The sequence below is a fragment of the Sphingobium sp. CCH11-B1 genome (assembly GCF_001556865.1).
In the GTDB taxonomy this organism is placed as follows: domain Bacteria; phylum Pseudomonadota; class Alphaproteobacteria; order Sphingomonadales; family Sphingomonadaceae; genus Sphingobium.
The window spans coordinates 1-17,300 of sequence record NZ_LSJY01000133.1 but is presented as its reverse complement, the minus strand read 5'-3'; the positions used below and the strand labels follow the sequence as shown (position 1 = coordinate 17,300).

Here is a 17,300-nt window from a genome sequence, read left to right as displayed (position 1 = left end):
GACATTATTGTCATTATATGGCAAGCACGTGCGGGCGGTCCTACCCGTCCCACCGTCTTGCGGACCGTTGCATTTTCGTTTCGACGCGACCTGCCTCCCGATAGGCTGTAAGCCGACGCTCCTCTTCTAGGGTCCGCGCAATCGCGACAGCGCCGATAAGGCCGGCTCCAAGAGAGGACTTGCACCGATGCGTAAAATCGACCTTCCGCCCTTCGACCGCGCGGCTTTCGCCGAGAAATATGGGCCTTGGGCCATCATCGCTGGCGCGTCCGAAGGGACCGGCGCCTGCTATGCGGAACAGCTGGCCGCCATGGGCATCCATCTGGTGCTGGTCTCGCGTCGGCAGGAAGCGCTCGATGCGCTGGGTCAGCGGCTGGCAACCGAGCATGGCATCGAATATCGTGCCATCACCGCCGACCTCACCGAACAGGGCGCCGGAAGCCGACTGCTAGAGGCGACCGCCGATCTGGACATCGGCCTCTACATATCCAATGCTGGTGCGGACGGCGCAGGCAACAGTTTCTTCGGCGAACCCGTCGATCGCTCGCTGCGGCTGCTGACCATGAATGCCGCCAATGTGCTGGAAGCGGTGCATGGCTTTGGCAATCGCTTCCTGAAGCGCGGCAAGGGTGGCGTCGTTATTATGTCGTCCGGCGCGGGCCTTGGCGGGCAGCCCTGGCTGGTCATGTATTCCGCGACCAAGGCGTTCGAGCTCAACTTCGTCGAATCGCTCTGGGCCGAGCTGGAAGGACAGAATGTCGATATCGTCGGTATCGCGGCCCCCATCATGGATACCCCGACCCTGCGCCGCGCGACCGAGGGGCTGGGAATGGATTATTCCATGGCCTATGATCCGGCCGATGTCTGCGCGCTCGCCCTTGCCAGCCTGGGCAAGGAACCGTTGGTGATCGTTCCCGATGGTCCGGACGAGGAGAAAATCCCGCAGATCCAGGCCGACCGCAAGACCCGCCTCGTCGCGCTGGCCGAATGGGGCAAGGCCTATACCGCCGCGGCGAACGGCTGACCGGGCAAAAAAGGGAAGAGGTAATGATGGATCAGGTCGACGTCGTCGTCATCGGCGCAGGACATAACGGCATGGCCGCCGCCGGATATCTGGCAAAGGCCGGCAAGAAGGTCGTCGTGGTGGAGCGTCTGGCCAAAGTCGGCGGCATGACCAGTTCGGGCTATATGATCCCCGAAGCCCCCGACCATCTGGTGACGCCCTGCGCCGTCGAACTGCTGTTCGCCCGTAAATCCGGCATTATCGAGGATTTCGACCTGCCCAAATATGGCCTGCGCACGGTCGATCCCGATCCGACCTACGCCTATCTCCATCCCGACGGCAGCTCGATCGCGCTCTTCTACGACTATCACCGCACGGCGGAGGATATTGCCCGCATCAACCGCAATGACGGCAAGGCCTATCTGGAGTTCATGAAGACACTGAACGTCATGATGGACATCGGCTTTCCGCTGATGATGGCGGAGCCGGGGCGGCCGGACGTCAAGAACCTGTCGAAGATGATCGGCAGCGCCGTCCGCAATGTCCGGTTGAAGGACGAGCTGATTGCCATGTCGAAGGCGACGGCGGACCAGATCGCCTGCGAACGGTTCGAGCATCCGGCGACGATCGCCCTGCTGCTGGGCATCGCGGCGGGGGCCGGCCCGGTCGATGACGACGGCAATGCCGCCGCCTACATGATCTTCGCCGTCACCCACAAATATGGCACCGGCAAGCCGATCGGCAGCCTGCAATCCTTCGCCGACGCGCTCGCGCGCAGCATCGAGGCGTCGGGCGCGAGGATCGAACTCAATGCGCCGGTGGCGGAGATCATCGTCGATGACGGCGCGGCAAAAGGGGTGCGGCTGGAGGACGGCCGGGTCATCCGCGCGAAGATGGTCATCGCAACCTGCGATCCCCGTACGGCCATGCGCCTCACGACGCCCGGTGGCGTGCCGCGAGCGCTGACCCAGCGGATCGAACATGCCCCGGCGAACCGCTCGAACGCGGCGCCCTTCCTTGCCAATATCGCCATGTCGGGGCCGCTCAGCCTGAAGAAGCATCAGGATCTGCGGCATGACGACGCCGATCTCAACAAGGCGGTGGGCCTGATCGGCACGCCGGAGGAAGTGCGCGAGTCCTTCGCCATGGCGCGGCGCGGCGATATTCCCGACCGGCACGCCATGTCGCTCAGCCCCTTGTCCAATTCCGATCCGACGCAGGCGCCTCCGGGCGGCTCGCTCGCCTATGTCTATCTGCCGGGGGTGGCCGTGGACGCGCGGGAGGGCTGGTCGCCCGCACTCAAGGACCGGACCATGACATCTGTCATCAGTCATTTGGGTGAATTTTATGAAGGTTTGGGCACGGAGGTCGGCCGCTTCGTCGAAACCGCGCGGGAACGCGAGACGCGGCTCAACGTGACCAATGGCTGCGTGACCCATATCGATTTCGGCGCGCTGCGTTCGGGCGTCCATCGGCCGGCCACCGGTTTCGGTGGTCCCAAGCCGCCCTTCCCCGGCTTCCTGATCGGCGGCGCGGGCGCGCACCCGGGCGGGGGCGTGTCCGGCATTGCCGGACGGATCGCCGCCAACCGGGCGCTGCGCGAACTCAAGAAGATCAGATAAGCGATGTCGAACATACCCAATCCGGTCGGCATCCCCGCGCATTTGGACCATGTGACGGCGCAGTGGCTGACGCAGATCATGCAACCGCGCTATCCCGGCATCGTGGTCGAGGGGATGGAGCAGGTTTTCCTCCGCAACAGCCACACCACCAAATATCAGGTGAAGCTGACCCTCAACGATGTCGGCAAGGCGGCGGGCATCCCCGACAATGTCTGCCTTAAGGCCAATTGGGCGCAGTTCGACAGCCAGGGCATTTGCCGCCTCGAAGCGCGCTTCTACGAGGATTTCCGCCGCCACGTCGCATTTCCTGCCCCGCGCTCCTATTTCGAGGCATGGGATCCACGTCCCGACAGCGGTCAGGGCCTGGTCGTGATGGAGGATCTCACCGTCGAGGGCGGCCATTTCGGCATCAGCACCGACCATATGGGCGTGGAGGAAGCGGCCCGCGCGGTCGCCAGCCTTGCCCGCATCCATGGCGCCTTCTGGGACAGCCCGGTCCTACACGCGGCCGACTGGCTTCCCGTCTCCATGGCGACGCCGGTGGACACGCAGCAACTGACCATGATGTACGGCTTTGCCGAGCAGAACCATTCCAAGCCGGACTATCAGGCCTTCCTGCCGGGCTGGATCAAGGGCGATCTCTCGCGCCTGCATGGCGTCTACAACGCGCTGATCGATTTCGCGCAGACCAAGGAACAGGGGCCGTGGTGCCTAGTCCATGGCGACAGCCACCAGGGCAACAGCTATGTCCGCCCCGATGGCGAGCGGGTGTGGCTCGACTGGCAACTGGTCCGCAAGGGTCGGCCGATCCGCGACTTCACCTATTTCGTGCTGGGGGCGCTCACGATCGAGGAGCGGCGCGCGCATGACCGGGAATTGCTGCGCCACTATCGGAACTGCCTGATCGAAACGGGGGCACTCGGCGTCCCGGACGACGACACGCTATGGGAATATTATCGCCGCTGGCCGCCCTATGCGATGCAGGCGTGGATCGCGAACATGGACGAATGGGGCCAGAAGGGCATGCACATCGTCGAGCGCATCTTCGTGGCGGGCGAGGATTTGGGCACGGTCGCCGCGCTCGGCGTGCAATTTTGACGTAAGGATGATCGGATGACCGACGCCGTCACGGCCTTCCGCGCCGATGTTCCCGAGGCGGCACTGGACGATCTGCGCCTCAGGTTGCGCCGTACGCGCTGGCCCGAGGCGGAGACGGTCAGCGACTGGAGTCAGGGCGTGCCGCTGGCGGCGCTGCGTGATCTGTGCGCCTATTGGGCAGACGGCTATGACTGGCGGCGGTGTGAAAGTACGCTCAACGCCCTGCCACAGTTCACGACCTCGATCGATGACCTTTCCATTCACTTCATCCATGTACGCAGCCCCCGGCCGGACGCGCTGCCGCTGATCCTGACCCATGGCTGGCCGGGATCGGTGCTGGAGTTTCTGAAGGTGCTCGGACCGCTAACCGATCCCGCCGCCCATGGCGCGCCGGACGCGCCAGCCTTCCATGTCGTCATCCCCTCGCTGCCAGGCTACGGCTTTTCGGACAAGCCGACGGCCGCAGGCTGGGGCGTCGAGAGGATCGCGCAAAGCTGGATCCAGCTCATGCGCCGCCTCGGTTATGACCGCTTCGCCGCGCAGGGCGGCGACTGGGGCGCGGCGATCACAACCGCCATCGCCATGGCCGCGCCGCCCGAATGTATCGGCGTCCATCTCAACATGCCGCTGGTATTCCCGGAGGAAAACGACTTTGCCGACCTGACACCGGCCGAGGCCAGAACGGTCGAACGGATGCAATATTATCAGGAGCATGATTCCGGCTACGCCAAGCTGCAGGGCACCCGACCGCAGACGATCGGCTATGGGCTGGCGGACTCGCCCGTGGCGCAAGCCGCCTGGATCTACGAGAAGTTCCAGGCGTGGACCGACAATCAGGGCGTGCCGGAGAATGCGCTGACACGGGACGAAATGCTGGACGTGATCAGCATCTACTGGCTCACCAACAGCGGCGCGTCGTCCGCGCGGCTCTATTGGGAAAGCGCCAATGCGTTTCAGGCGCGTCAATTGCACCTGCCGGTCGGCGTCAGCATCTTCGCGCAGGAGATTTTCCGTCCATCACGGCGCTGGGCCGAACGCAGCTACCTGCGTCTCATTCACTGGAATGAGCTGGATGTCGGCGGCCATTTCGCCGCCTTCGAGCAGCCGGCGCTGTTTGTCGCGGAATTGCGGGCCTGTTTTGGCGCGATGCGAAGATAGCGCCTGCCGCAATCTCCTACCACCCGGCAGGCTCGACTCGTCTTCCGTCGATCAAAATTGCCTCCGCATCGGGATCGTGCCGGATGACTGCACAGACGCAGAGCGGCGGCGCGGCTTAAAAGAGAGAGAGAGGATAATGCATGAGCGAGCCTGCCATCGCCCCCCCTGCCGTCATCGATCGGCATCTTGTCCCCCGTCCCTATCCCGCCCGCACCGCGTCCCTGCCCCACGGCCGCTTCACGCCGGACGCCGCATGGCTGGGATCATTGTTGGCCAACAAATATCCGGGCGTCGTCGCGCAATCGATGGAGGTCGTGCAGTTGTTCGACAGCCACACCACCAAGTTGCGCGTCGCGGTGGACTGGAATGATGCCGGGCGGGCCGGCGGCTTGCCGCGCAATCTGTGCATCAAATCGAACTGGTCGGGCATGTTCGACAATGTCGACATCCATGCGCTTGAAGCGCGCTTCTATCATTTCCTGACGGACAAACTCACAGCCAATACAGCCGCATGCTATTATGCCGACTGGGACGATGACGGCTCGGCGCGGGGCGTCATCGTGCTGGAAGACCTCATCGATCGAGGCGGCACGTTCGGCCACTCGACCCAGCATGCCGGCGTCGACAGGGTCGCGACCGCGCTGGCGGACCTGGCAAAGCTGCATGCGGGCCTGTGGGAAAGCCCGTTGATCACGCCCGAAGCGGCGCCCTGGCTGCCGACATCCATGGCGGTGCCGGTCGATTATGACCAGGTCCGCATCATGTGGCACTGGATCGAAGAGAATCTGAAAGACCCCAATTTCCGCGCCATCGCGCCCAGACATTATCTGGACGACGCGCGCAGGGTCGAGCGCGCCTATGACCGGCTGGTCGCCTTCGAGCGCGCCTTCGACGCGCCCTATTGCATCATCCTGGGCGACTGCCACCAGGGCAACACCTATATCCTGCCCAATGGCGAGCGCATGTGGGTCGACTGGCAACTGGGCCGGCGCGGGCGCCCATGGCGCGACCTCACCTATTTCACCGTCGGATCGCTGACGATCGAGGAGCGTCGCCAAAATCATCGCGACCTGATCGCCCATTACCGCGACTGCCTGATCCGGGAAGGCGCGACCAATGTCATCGATCTCGACACCATCTGGACGGAACAGGTGCCGCGCTGGGTGATGTACGGCATCCAGGCCTGGGTGGCGAACATGGACTATTGGGGCCAGAACGGCCTGCCGATGAACGAGCGGTTCTTCGCTGCGGGCGAGGACCTGGACAGCTGGAAATTGCTGGGCGAATGACGATCATGCCCCTGCCGCGCTCGAACCGCGGCAGGGGCATCGATTTAATGGCGGCGTTTCGGCGCGCGGTCAGCCGCTGCGCGGCGCCATGAAGGACGCGATGCGCGGCTGAACGCGCAAGTCCGTCGGTACATGGTCCGGCCCGATGCGCCGATCGATTTCTTCCTCGAACCAGTAAAGCGCGCGCTCCTGATAGCCGGCCCAGATCGAAGGGATCGTCCCGTTGCGCAGCGATTGCTGGATATTTTCGAACAGGCACAGATCCTCGGACAGAATATGTTCGGTCGCCGCGCGCATCCCCTGCCAGTAGAGCTTGTCCTCTTCGCTGTCGGTCGCCCATCCCATCTGGCGCACTTCCATGACAGACCGGTCGGACCCCATCGGCCAGAAGCATTGCAGGTTGAATCCCACCGGATCGAGCGAGAAAAATGTGTTGGGAAAGGTCGGCAGCGCAACCGTATTTTCGAGGAAAACCGGCGCGATGTCGTCCGGTTTGACCGGCGGGGTCTTGAACAGCGACTCCCCGCCCTTCTTCCGCGTTCCGAACCGCATATGACCGCCTTCATAAAGCGCGATCACGAAACTGCGCGAATCCAGATGCGGCGCTAATGTCGTGGGATGGACGGTGTTGACATGATAGATCTCAAGGAAATTATGATAGGCAATCTTCCAGTTGCACGCCATTTCGACGAAGAAATAATCCTTCACCACCATGCATTCCAGCGGATATCCTTCCGTCAGCGCCACGAATTCTCCCAGGAAATTCTGCAACGGCTCAGCGTCATCATCGAAATTGATGAAGATGAAGCCGCGATAGGTATCGCACTTCACTTCGATCAGACCGTTTTCCGCCTTGTCGAGACAAGCGAAATCATGCTGGCTGGGAACCGATTTGAGGGTGCCTTCAAGGTCGTAGCCCCAGGCGTGATAGGGGCAGATGAAGCGCATGGCGCGCCCCTGTGGCTCAAGCAGAAGCGGGGAACCGCGGTGCCGGCAGGCATTGTGAAAGGCCCGGATTCGACCGTCCTTGCCGTGGGAGAGAATGACCGAGCGGTCCAGATGCTGGAACAGGCGGTAGGAACCGGGTGCCGGCAGGTCGGATGCAATGCCGGCCAGCAGCCAGGTGCGATTCCAAAGCCTTTCTTTTTCCAGCGCTTCGAAACGCGGGTCGGTGTAGCGGCCGGCTGGAATCGGAGGAAGGGCCGGAAAATCGCTGGGATGCTCGGATCGCTTCAACTGCTCCTCCATCGTCCGGTTGAGCAATTCCAACGCAGCTTCACGCATAGCTCTCTCCTGTAAAAGCCCGCAGGCTCCGTTTCAATCAGACTGGCCACATCACGGTTCAAGGAACCTGCAATTGGATAGGGTCATCACTGTCATAGTCCCGGCAAGCTGATAGCCCTCTGCTCCGATGAGTATGCTTATGGCCTTGAAACATCCTACATCCACGGACGGAATCACCGTCGATTATATCAATCAGCTACTGGCCACGGCGGGCACGGGCGCAACCGTCACCGACATGCGCATCATCGACGCCAAAACCTATGGCGAGCAGATGGTGTCGACGGCGGGGCGCGTGGCAATCGAGGTCGATTATAGCGATGACACGGCCCCTGACCTGCCCAACCGCCTGGTGCTCAAGCTGACCCGGGCGGTCGATGAGATCATGGCCCCCTTCTACGCCAATGAAGTGGCCTTCTACCGGGGCATTCGGCCGGAACTCGCGATCGAGGCGCCGCGCTGTTTCGGTGGCGACTTCAATGCCTCCACCACGCATTTCGGGCTGTTGCTCGAAGATCTGGGCGTGCGGGGCGCGACCTTCCCCAATACCACCATGCGGACCGGGCCGGACGATGTGCGGGCCTTGCTGGATCAGCTGGCCCGGCTGCACGCGCGCTTCTGGGAATCACCCCGCTTCGGCGCGGATCTGGCCTGGGTCGAAACCCATGTCGAAGGCGCGGTCGCAACGATGATGAATGAACTCGCGCCCGCCTATATCGCGCATGAGGTCGAGACGGAAAATTTCAAACGGGAAATGGTGCAGCGGTTGCGCACGACGCCCGACAGGCTGCTTGCAGGGGTGCAGGGGGTGCAACGACATCAATCGACCCTGCCTCAGACGCTGCTGCATGGCGACACCCATCTCGGCAACAGCTACCGCCTGCCCGACGGAACGGCGGGCCTGCTCGACTGGCAGCTCATGGTGCGCGGCTACGCGATGCACGACGTCAACTATATCGTGACCACCGGCCTTTCCATTGCGGACCGGCGGGCGCATGAGCGCGATCTTCTGGGCTATTATCTGGATCGCCTGGGGCAGGAAGGCGTCGCACGCCCTCCTGCCCTCGACGATGCCTGGGCTGAATATCGGCGAACCCTGATATGGGGCGTCTATATCGGCTGGCTGACGACCCCCGTCGTCAATTATGGCTGGGAGATCAACGTCATGAACCATCTCCGGCTGACCACCGCCTATGAGGATCTCGAAACCGCAAAGCTTGTCGACGCGCTGTTTTGACGGCGCTGACCGACTATAACTGATTGCTCCCCGATGCGGTAAACAGTCGCTGAAAATCGACCATCGTGGGCTGATGCGCGGTAAAACCGCCGTCCACCGGGATCATTGCGCCGTTGATGAAGCGGGACTCGTCCGACGCCAGGAAGGCGACGACATGGGCGATGTCGCGCGGGCTGCCCAGCTCCGGGTTGAGATGATGGTCGAGCAATACATCCTTGACCGCTTGCGGCGTCGTTTCGACGGCCGTCTCGCTGAGGACGAAGCCGATGGCGATGACATTGGAGCGGATGCCCTGCTTGCCATATTGGGTCGCAAGGAAGCGGCTGAGGTTGATGAGCGCCGCCTTGGACGCGCCGTAGGCCGTGAGCGTCATTTCCCCCAGCAGGCCGAAACCGGACGCGGAATGGATGAGCGACCCGCCGCCCCCCGCGATCATAACCGGCAGCGCATGTTTGCACAGCAGCATCGGTCCCCGGGCATTGACGGCAAAGGCCTTGTCCCAGGCGCCGGTGTCGAGATGGACGACATCGCGATCGAGCCGGCGCTGCTCGGTCGTCTGATAGGCGGCATTATTGTGGAGTATGTCGATCCGCCCGTGCCGGCCCGCGATCCGCGCAACCGCAGCGGAAACGCTGTCCTCGTCGGTCAGGTCGAACGTCTCCGCTTCGGCACGGAGATTCTTGGCGCGCAACGAATCCGCCGCCGCCTCCACCCGATCCGCCAATATGTCGGAAAGGATCACGGTCGCCCCCCTCTCGGCCAGCACGGTCGCCACCTCCAGGCCGATGCCCTGCGCCGCGCCCGTCACGATCGCTACGCGACCAACCAAGGATCCCACCATTTCGCTTCCTTCTATCCACGTGACAAACGCTGAGCGCCAACCAGCGATACCTAACCGCCTAGGGCGGATCGAAACAATAGGCGCAGATCTTGTTGCCGTCGGGGTCCAGCAGATAGGCGCCATAGGCGTGGGGCACGGCGCCGCGGGGCCCCGGCGGCCCGGCATCCTCGCCGCCCGCAGCCAGACCAGCGCGATGAAAATCATCGACCGCGCGGCGATCCGGCGCCTTCAATCCCAAAGTCGCACCATTGCCGCATGTCGCCGGGCCCTGAAGCGGGCGCAGGATCAGCAATTCGGGCACCCGTCGCCCATAGCCGACGCCCTGATCCAGAAACGGACCGAGATTGACGATCCCCAGCGGCGCAAGCACCGCATCGAAGAAACGGGCGGACCTTTCCAAGTCGTTGCTGCCAAGGCAGATATGCGTGAAGATGCCCATCCCGCCCTCTATCTGCTCAGTGCGCCCGGCTCATGCCTTCCAGCATATCGGCGACATAGGGCGTATGATGAACGATCCCGCCATCCACGCCGATCACCTGCCCGGTGATGAAGGCCGCGCCATCCGACGCCAGGAACAGCACCGCACCGGCAATATCTTCCGGCACGCTCTCGCGCGGGAGCAGGACATGCCGCTGGATCATGGCGATCTGCTCAGGGGTCATCATCTCCCGGGCCAGCGGGGAGAGCACGAGGCCCGGCGCGACCGCGTTGACCCGGATGTTAAACCGGCCGAACTGCACCGCCGCATTGCGGGTCAGCGCGTTCACGGCTGCCTTGGACGCGGAATAGGACGGATTGTTGATGTCGCCGGTCAGCGCCACCCCGGTCGAGGTGTTGATGATGGAGCCGCCGCCGCCCGCAATCATGTGCGGCGCGACCGCCTTGATCATCAGCATCGTGCCCCGCGCATTGACATGAAAGGCGCGATCCCAGGTCGCGGCGTCGAGATCGAGAAGCGAGCCATCGACCGCCATCTGCTCCAGCCGCGTGTCGGCGGCATTGTTGTGGAGGATGTCGATGCGCTGATGCTGCCGCATCACATCTACGACCAGCGCCGTGATGCTGTCCTCCTGTGCGAGATCGAGGGCCATCCCATGTGCCTGCCCGCCCGAGGCCCGAATAGACTGGGCGACGGCTTGCGCCCGTTCAGCCGCAATATCCGCCAGGATCACCGTCGCGCCGGCCCTTGCCAGGGCCCGTGCGCAGGCCTCCCCGATATTGGCCCCCGATCCGGTGACGATAGCGACCCGTCCCGATAAATCCGTCATGGGCATCTTCTCTCCTGTCTGTCATGGGCGCGGCACCATCGGGCTTCCGCCGCAGCGGGACGCTGCCACGGCAGGTGCCCGGCGATACCTAGACAAAGATAGGTTTGGCGGAATTGATAAGCCGCGCATCTATGGCGCTCTTCAAGCGGAGAGCCTTTTATGAGCGTCACCATCTTTCAACTCGACCGGTCCCGCTCTGAACGTGCGGTCTGGTTGATGGAGGAAGTGGAGTGTCCCTATGACATTCGCTTCTTTGCGCGGCTGGAAATGCTCGCGGCGGAACCGGCCTACAAGGCTTTGCATCCGCTGGGTTCTTCGCCAGTGATCGAGGCCGACGGACAACGCATCGCCGAAAGCGGGGCGGTCATGGACTATCTCGCCACGACGCAGGGGAACGGTGCGCTCCGCGCCAATCCCGGCGACTCCGACTATGCTGACTATCTTTTCTGGTTCCATTTCACCGAATCCTCCCTGATGCCCGCGCTGGTGATGGAGATCATGGCAGAACGGGCAGGCATCGCGCAGGATCATCCCTCCCGCGTCGCAGGTCGGGCTCATTCGGCGCGCCTGCTGAAACTTGTCGACGACCGGCTGACGCATGCCCCCTATATGGCGGGCGACCGGTTCACGGCGGCCGACATCATGATGACCTTTCCATTCACCACCACGCGATTGTTCATGTCCGTCGACGTGGAAGGGCATAAGAACATCGCGGCCTATGTCGGGCGGATGACGGCGCGTCCGGCCTATTGCCGGATGCGCGCCATTGTCGACCATCCCCCGATCACCTGACGGATCAGCGCATCGCCAGCTTTTCCGCGCCGCCCGTGCGTACCCGATCTCCCATATGCGCACGGGCACGCTCCTCCTCCGCCAGGCCAACGGCGGTCGGATGCTGGACATCGTCCTTGGTAAGGCGGGGTGTCGCAGGATCCCATTGAGTGATGCGTATCCCATCAGGCTGGAGCAGGCCGTTGGTCGCCAGCAGGGTGTCGGCGCCTCGCCACGCTTCCAGGGCCGCCGCCGGATCGTTGATCCTGTAGATCGCGACATAGCGATGGTCGGGCGTCATCGGGATCATCTGGCCAAAGGTGCGAAAGGTCAGGAAAGCAGCCGATTTGACGCCGGGTCGAACGGCCGCTTCACGAAAATAGTTTTCCGCATAAAATCGTCTGAAGTGGTCGTCGCTGTCCGCAGGCGGGTTCAGTTCCTCCAGGATGACGCCGCCGGAATGCCCGACGTCCGGATCATTGTCCTGAAAGAGCAGCGGATAATAATGAAAGTCATAGAGCAGGCTGTCATCGATGGCGTCCGATACCTGCATCCGCGACGTCAGCGCATTGTCCAGATGCTCGCGACTGAAGCGCACCGGATCGAATACGTCGTAGAGGGCGAGATATTGCCAGTCGAAGCCTTCGGGCGGACAGGGTTGCTCCCCGGCAAGCCGGAAACGCTGTGCCGTGACCGATCCCCGGAAACGCAGCGCATCGCGAATATGGATGTTGCTGTACCAATCCTCCATATCGGCCTCCCGGCCCGGAACGGCTTTGGTCAGCACGACCAGCACGGCATCGATCATCGCTTTTGCCTTTCCTCTCCTGATTTCTGTTCTCTCAGTCCTGCCGGACGGGCGGCGCGAAAGGCGTCGGCGCCCCCATCGTCGCCCGATAGGACAGGGGCTGCTTCCCGTCCGTATCCCTGATGCCGTACCGCTCCCCCAGTTCCGCGCCGATCAGCGCCTGGCCCGAAAGGGCGGCAAGGTCCGGGTCCTGCGCCAAGCGATCGAGGACAAGGCCTGAAAATTCCGGCGTTTCCCAATGGGGCATGGCGGCGCGCAGGTCTTCGGGGATCATGTCGGGCGACATGGCCTTCACCGCGTCGGTCAGGATGAAGCCCGGCCAGAGAGACACGACGGATACACCATGCGGCGCAAGATCGACCGCCATGTCGGCGGTCATCTTGTCCGTTCCCGCCTTGGCCGCGCCATAAGCCGGCCCGTGGAAATAGGATACCGCGCCATAGAAGGAAATGCTGGCGATCAGACCCCTGCCCGCCGCCACCATCAACGGCGCCGCATGATAGGCCGCGACATAGCTGGAGCGCAGGCCGATGGTGATCATGTCCGCGAGCCTCAGCGGCTTTTCCCAGAAGCCGCCCGGCGCGACCAGATCGAGCCCGTAAACGGCGGTGGCATTGTTGACGAGCAGGTCTAGCCTGCCATCCGTCCGCTCGGCCAGTTGCGCGAACGCTCTTTCGACCGCATCATCATCCCGGTGATCGCATAACAGCGAGATGCCCTTGCCGCCCGACTGTTCGATTTCTTCCACGACCGCGGCAAGCTGCACCTGATCGCGTCCCGTGATCGCCACCACATGACCGCGTGAAGCCAGGCCCCGCGCCATGCCGCGCCCCAGCCCGCGCGTCGCACCTGTCACCAGCACTATCTTTTCGCTCATGTCCTGCTCCTTTCCTCAGTATTGACGTCGCCATGAGGGACAGGGACTGACCTGTCCAATGGCAAAGGCGCGACCGCCCTTCAGTCGGAGCGCGTCGCCGGCAGGACGACATGGCGCGCCGCCTCGCCCAGCGCGGTTGGTCCGAACAGTTGCAGCCGCCGCCCCTCGATGGTCGCGAGCAGAGCGATAAGCGCGGCGTCTTCGTCCGGTCCCGCCTCGAGTATATACGCTTCCAGCGCCTCGGCGGCATCGGCCCAGCGGTCGAAGCGGCGGCCGAGAAGCGCGGACACATCGGCGATGTTGCGCGCCACGATGTCCGCCCCATGATCGTCGGCGCGCTGTACCCATTCGATCAGTTCGGCGACCTGCGCCTTGTGCGTCTCCGCCGCCTCCCCCGTCACCGGCAACGCCCCGAGCGTATCGACCAGCTTGGCCAGAAGCGGCGCATTGTCGCCCGTGCGCTGTTCCAGCGGCGGCAGTTCGGGCAGCGCATCGCCGGTCAGATGCGACAGCGCCAGCAAGATGGAGCGGCGCAGCGCAAGATCGAACATGAGATAGACCGAATGCGGATCGCCGGGGCATGGCTCGCCGACCGTCCCGGTGAACTGCATCGTGCCGAGCAGCGAGAATTGCAGGACATGGAACACCACCGCGTCATGATCGACCGGCTCGCCCGTCGCTTCCTCATAATAGCGGACCAGTTCCGGCAGCGGCGCACCCAGCGGCTCATAGCTGTTGCGCATCCCCATGGTGGCGATGTCGACCAGCGGATCGCCGATCATCGAAAATTCGAAATCGTAGAGCTTGGTCATCGCTCCCTGATCGACCAGATATTGGCCCGAATCGAACTGGATGAAGCTGGCGCGATCGCGGTGCCGCGGTACATTGCGGCGCAGCCAGCCGATGACAAATTCCAGCAACGGCTCGGGTCGGCTCTTCGTCCGCCGATAATGCGCCATATAGGCGTCGAGGCCGACCAGCGCGATCGCCTCCGCGCCCTCGGGCCGATGCACGCCGACGGCCATGAAGGGTTCGACCGGTAACCGATGCATCGCGGCGACTGCCTCCATATAGACGCGGCCGATGGCGCTTTTCGTCGCGGCATCGAACGCCGAGAAATCGCGCGTCCCTTCGATCGCCTCCATCACGATGCAGGGCGGATCGGAGAGGTAGCCGCAAATATCCGGCACCGGCAGCCCCTGACCGTGCAGCACGGCGATAACGTCCGCCTCGCGCTTGAGGTCGGGGAAGATCGATACGTCGCCGCCCCGGTCGCCGCGCAGGTGCAGGCGGCGGACCGTCCCTTCCCTTTCTATGTCGACGAACCAGGACGGGCGCCAGCGGACGAGGCGTTCCAGCCCGACGACCTTGCCGCCGGTCAGTTGCTCGACAAAGGCGGTGATCCGGCCGATTGCGGCATCATCATAATTGTTGAGCGGCGCGGCATTCGTCACTGCGCGCCCTCCCCCGCCGAAAAGGCCTCGGCCACGGCGCGGGTATCCATATATTCCTTGCCGGATACGATCTGCCCATCCCGGATGATCAGCAGATTATGATAGTCGTTGCGATAGACCCGATCCGGAAAGACCATCTCGCCCCGGACTTCCACCGCCACCCGATCCCCTTCGGCGGTGATTGCGATTACTTCGGCCGTGCGCTTCTCCGCGCTCAGCAATCCGCCCTTCACGCTGGCGATGAAGTCGGCCCGGCTCATGTCGCCATGGCCCAATATCCACCACTGGCAGTCGGGATGCTGAAGGGCCTCGATCGTGTCGACATCGCCCTCCTCCACCGCCCGCATATAGCGGCGGGCCACCGCCTTGTTCGCCTCGATATCGCTCATCACCCTCTCCGATGCTTCCAGGCCCATGGCCGTGAATTGCCCTTGTGCAGGTGGGATCGCTGTCAGGAACCCTATCTATGGGCGGGTGGCCTTGGCACGATCGCTCCACAATCTTCGCTCGCACAAGAAAGTGGCGGGGGAGAGCGCATGACGACCAAGAGCATGACGATGAAGCTATGCACCTATATGGGCGCAATAGCCGGGACAATGATGTTCGTCGGCATATGGCCGGTCGCGCACATGTTCCCGCCGCTGGACCCGTCCATGCCCGCCGCAGAGGTCGCAGCCTATTATCGCAGCCACCAAATCGGCATATTGGCGGGCGCCATTCTGATCGCCTCTTCTTCCGTACTGTTCTTCCCATTCCTTGCCGCGATCGCGACCTTCATGAAGAAGATCGAAGGGCCGGTTTCGCCCCTGACCTGGGCCTTTGTGATGGTCGTGGCCTTCGGCTTCGTCACCTTGTTCTTCGCCGGATTGATCTTCACGGCGGCCGCCTATCGGCTCGACCGGCCGGACGCTGTCGTCAGCACGCTGAGCGATATCGCCTTCCTGCTGTTCGTCATGCCGGCGGTGCCCGCTTTCGTGCAGAATCTTCTGACCGGCTTCGTCATTCTGGGCGATCGCCGCGCGCAACCGATCCTGCCGCGCTGGCTGGGCTATATGAACCTGTGGACCGGTGTGCTGCTGCTGCCCGGACTGGCAATCGGCCTGTTCAAGACCGGCCCCTTCGCCTGGAATGGCGCCCTGGCCTTCTGGCTGCCTGCGGTCGTGTTCGGCATCTGGTTCAACCTGATGATTGTCGCCATGCTCGGCGCGATCAAGCGCGACGCGCTGGGCGGCGAATAATGGCGACGCCGCAAGCCGCCGCTTCGCCTCCGCGCGGCCATGTGCCGGGCGAGGAAGGCGTATGGGTGTTCATTGGCGGCGATCTCATCGTCTTTGCCGTCTTCTTCGTCACCTATGCACTCGCCCGGCAGCAGGAACTGGCGCTGTTCGAAAGTTCGCAGGCGCTGCTCGACCGGCGCCTGGGCCTGCTCAACACGCTGCTGCTGCTGACCAGCAGCTTCTTCGTCGCGCAGGCCGTTGCGGCGGTCCGCCGGGGCGACGACAGGGCGCGCCGGTTGCTGCTGGGGGCGATCCTGCTCGGCAACGGCTTCGTGGTCGTCAAGGCGTTCGAATATTCTGCCAAGATCGCGCAGGGCTTCACGCTCAACAGCAACAGTTTTTCGATTTATTATTATATGTTTACCGGCATCCATCTGGTGCATGTACTGATCGGGCTGGGCGTGCTGTGCTTCACTCTGTCACGCTTCGACCGATCCGGCCGGATGCAGGGGGGCGTTGCCCTGATCGAGGGGAGCGGCGCCTTCTGGCATCTGGTGGACCTGCTCTGGATCATCCTCTTCGCCCTCCTCTACCTACTCTAGGAAAACTGTTTCATGGCCATGATCTGGCGTAGCCGCATCACATGGGTCTGGGCGATGCTGATCGCCGCGACCTTTCTCTCATTCGAGACGATGGCGTTGGGCAATGCCTTCCTGCTTCGTTCCGTAATCCTCGTCATCGCCTTTGCGAAAGTTCTGCTCGTCGGCCGCGAGTTCATGGAGTTGCGGCACGCGCCGCGCTGGCTGCTCTGGGGATTCCAGAGCTGGGCGACCCTGACCTGCCTGGTCCTGATCGCCCTGTTCCGCACCTGACGCGATCAGGCCGGCACCTCCGTCCCGCCTGCCGCGGCCTCGTCTATGCCCATCTTGCGCGTGAGGTCGGCCATATCGAGATATTCGCGCCAACGCGAAATCAGCCCGTCATCGTCGAACTCGTAGATCGCGACCATCTGATGCGGACAGGGCCGTCCCATGATGATCGCGGTGTCGGACCGCTCCTGCATCACCATCCGGTCGTTGGAGAGGATGTTCACCTCATTGCATTTATTGTTGGTGGCAAAGGCCATCTGCCGCTCGATCTCGGCGCGCAATGCCGTCTTGCCCTTCACCACGGGACCGCCGGGAACCCAGAGTTGCCATTCGGCGTCCTCCGCCATCATCGACAGGATCTTCTCGACATCGGGCCTGCTGGCATCGCTGCCGTCGCCCCAGGCATCGCAAAATTCCCGTACCTTCCGTTCCAGTTCCACGCTCATCATCCTCTCCTATGATGATTGTCCAGCAGCAAGTGATGGTTCACTGCGGCTGAAGGTTGTG

General features: G+C 63.1%; 19 protein-coding genes. 10 read left to right on the top strand and 9 right to left on the bottom strand.

Annotation, left to right across the window (positions count from 1 at the left end):
- Positions 1 to 187 precede the first annotated feature (187 nt).
- From AX724_RS13660 to AX724_RS13640, 5 genes are all read left to right on the top strand, one after another.
- Positions 188 to 1,024 (top strand): SDR family NAD(P)-dependent oxidoreductase, encoded by an 837-nt coding sequence (locus tag AX724_RS13660; protein WP_062731414.1) that lies wholly within the window; start codon positions 188 to 190, stop codon positions 1,022 to 1,024.
- 23 nt (positions 1,025 to 1,047) lie between these two features.
- Positions 1,048 to 2,625 carry a phytoene desaturase family protein gene (locus tag AX724_RS13655; protein WP_062731415.1) on the top strand — a complete coding sequence of 526 codons (1,578 nt, stop codon included), beginning with the start codon at positions 1,048 to 1,050 and terminating at the stop codon, positions 2,623 to 2,625.
- 3 nt (positions 2,626 to 2,628) lie between these two features.
- On the top strand, positions 2,629 to 3,723 hold the full coding sequence (locus tag AX724_RS13650) for a phosphotransferase (RefSeq protein ID WP_062731416.1): 1,095 nt from the start codon (positions 2,629 to 2,631) through the stop codon (positions 3,721 to 3,723).
- Positions 3,724 to 3,738: 15 nt separating this feature from the next.
- Complete coding sequence (locus AX724_RS13645) at positions 3,739 to 4,881, top strand: epoxide hydrolase family protein (protein ID WP_066767406.1); 1,143 nt, start codon at positions 3,739 to 3,741, stop codon at positions 4,879 to 4,881.
- A gap of 140 nt (positions 4,882 to 5,021) precedes the next feature.
- Positions 5,022 to 6,170, top strand: coding sequence for a phosphotransferase (locus AX724_RS13640; protein ID WP_066767404.1), 1,149 nt, complete (start codon positions 5,022 to 5,024; stop codon positions 6,168 to 6,170).
- A gap of 69 nt (positions 6,171 to 6,239) precedes the next feature.
- Here AX724_RS13640 and AX724_RS13635 read toward each other — a convergent pair whose 3' ends face one another.
- Positions 6,240 to 7,454: an aromatic ring-hydroxylating oxygenase subunit alpha gene (locus AX724_RS13635; protein WP_066767402.1), complete on the bottom strand. Its 1,215-nt coding sequence runs from the start codon at positions 7,452 to 7,454 to the stop codon at positions 6,240 to 6,242.
- A 127-nt stretch (positions 7,455 to 7,581) separates the two neighbouring features.
- Here AX724_RS13635 and AX724_RS13630 point away from each other — a divergent pair, with 127 nt between their 5' ends.
- Positions 7,582 to 8,688 (top strand): ecdysteroid 22-kinase family protein, encoded by a 1,107-nt coding sequence (locus tag AX724_RS13630; RefSeq protein WP_231736684.1) that lies wholly within the window; start codon positions 7,582 to 7,584, stop codon positions 8,686 to 8,688.
- Between the two features lie 13 nt (positions 8,689 to 8,701).
- Here AX724_RS13630 and AX724_RS13625 read toward each other — a convergent pair whose 3' ends face one another.
- Genes AX724_RS13625 through AX724_RS13615 form a run of 3 tightly spaced genes read right to left on the bottom strand, consistent with a single transcriptional unit; the run spans position 8,702 to position 10,797 of the window.
- Entirely contained in the window at positions 8,702 to 9,529 is an 828-nt protein-coding gene (locus tag AX724_RS13625; RefSeq protein WP_066767399.1) for an SDR family NAD(P)-dependent oxidoreductase, read from the bottom strand.
- A gap of 58 nt (positions 9,530 to 9,587) precedes the next feature.
- Entirely contained in the window at positions 9,588 to 9,968 is a 381-nt protein-coding gene (locus AX724_RS13620; RefSeq protein WP_062731422.1) for a VOC family protein, read from the bottom strand.
- Between the two features lie 16 nt (positions 9,969 to 9,984).
- Positions 9,985 to 10,797: an SDR family NAD(P)-dependent oxidoreductase gene (locus AX724_RS13615; RefSeq protein WP_228227152.1), complete on the bottom strand. Its 813-nt coding sequence runs from the start codon at positions 10,795 to 10,797 to the stop codon at positions 9,985 to 9,987.
- 159 nt (positions 10,798 to 10,956) lie between these two features.
- Between AX724_RS13615 and AX724_RS13610 the strand changes: the two genes are divergently transcribed.
- Entirely contained in the window at positions 10,957 to 11,589 is a 633-nt protein-coding gene (locus AX724_RS13610; protein WP_066767397.1) for a glutathione S-transferase family protein, read from the top strand.
- Between the two features lie 4 nt (positions 11,590 to 11,593).
- On the opposite strand, the gene AX724_RS13605 is transcribed toward AX724_RS13610, so the two are convergent.
- From AX724_RS13605 to AX724_RS13590, 4 genes are all read right to left on the bottom strand, one after another.
- Complete coding sequence (locus AX724_RS13605; RefSeq protein ID WP_062731424.1) at positions 11,594 to 12,376, bottom strand: hypothetical protein; 783 nt, start codon at positions 12,374 to 12,376, stop codon at positions 11,594 to 11,596.
- A 34-nt stretch (positions 12,377 to 12,410) separates the two neighbouring features.
- Complete coding sequence (locus tag AX724_RS13600) at positions 12,411 to 13,253, bottom strand: dehydrogenase/reductase SDR family member 1 (protein WP_066767396.1); 843 nt, start codon at positions 13,251 to 13,253, stop codon at positions 12,411 to 12,413.
- Positions 13,254 to 13,333: 80 nt separating this feature from the next.
- Positions 13,334 to 14,707, bottom strand: a complete 1,374-nt coding sequence (locus AX724_RS13595; RefSeq protein ID WP_066767395.1) for a phosphotransferase — start codon at positions 14,705 to 14,707, stop codon at positions 13,334 to 13,336.
- Complete coding sequence (locus tag AX724_RS13590; RefSeq protein ID WP_066767447.1) at positions 14,704 to 15,096, bottom strand: nuclear transport factor 2 family protein; 393 nt, start codon at positions 15,094 to 15,096, stop codon at positions 14,704 to 14,706. The genes AX724_RS13595 and AX724_RS13590 overlap by 4 nt, the downstream gene beginning before the upstream one ends.
- Positions 15,097 to 15,243: 147 nt before the next feature.
- On the opposite strand from AX724_RS13590, the gene AX724_RS13585 reads away from it, so the two are divergent.
- From AX724_RS13585 to AX724_RS13575, 3 genes are read left to right on the top strand one after another with little or no spacing between them, the layout of a single operon-like run.
- Positions 15,244 to 15,945 (top strand): hypothetical protein, encoded by a 702-nt coding sequence (locus tag AX724_RS13585; protein ID WP_066767394.1) that lies wholly within the window; start codon positions 15,244 to 15,246, stop codon positions 15,943 to 15,945.
- Positions 15,945 to 16,526: a cytochrome c oxidase subunit 3 gene (locus AX724_RS13580; RefSeq protein ID WP_066767393.1), complete on the top strand. Its 582-nt coding sequence runs from the start codon at positions 15,945 to 15,947 to the stop codon at positions 16,524 to 16,526. Before AX724_RS13585 ends, AX724_RS13580 begins: the two co-directional genes overlap by 1 nt.
- Positions 16,527 to 16,538: 12 nt before the next feature.
- Positions 16,539 to 16,796 carry a cytochrome C oxidase subunit IV family protein gene (locus AX724_RS13575; protein ID WP_066767390.1) on the top strand — a complete coding sequence of 86 codons (258 nt, stop codon included), beginning with the start codon at positions 16,539 to 16,541 and terminating at the stop codon, positions 16,794 to 16,796.
- A 5-nt stretch (positions 16,797 to 16,801) separates the two neighbouring features.
- Here the strand turns inward: AX724_RS13575 and AX724_RS13570 are convergent, their stop codons facing one another.
- The gene (locus tag AX724_RS13570; RefSeq protein WP_066767442.1) at positions 16,802 to 17,239 is read right to left on the bottom strand and encodes a nuclear transport factor 2 family protein; all 438 of its coding nucleotides are present in this window, start codon (positions 17,237 to 17,239) and stop codon (positions 16,802 to 16,804) included.
- Positions 17,240 to 17,300: the final 61 nt, after the last annotated feature.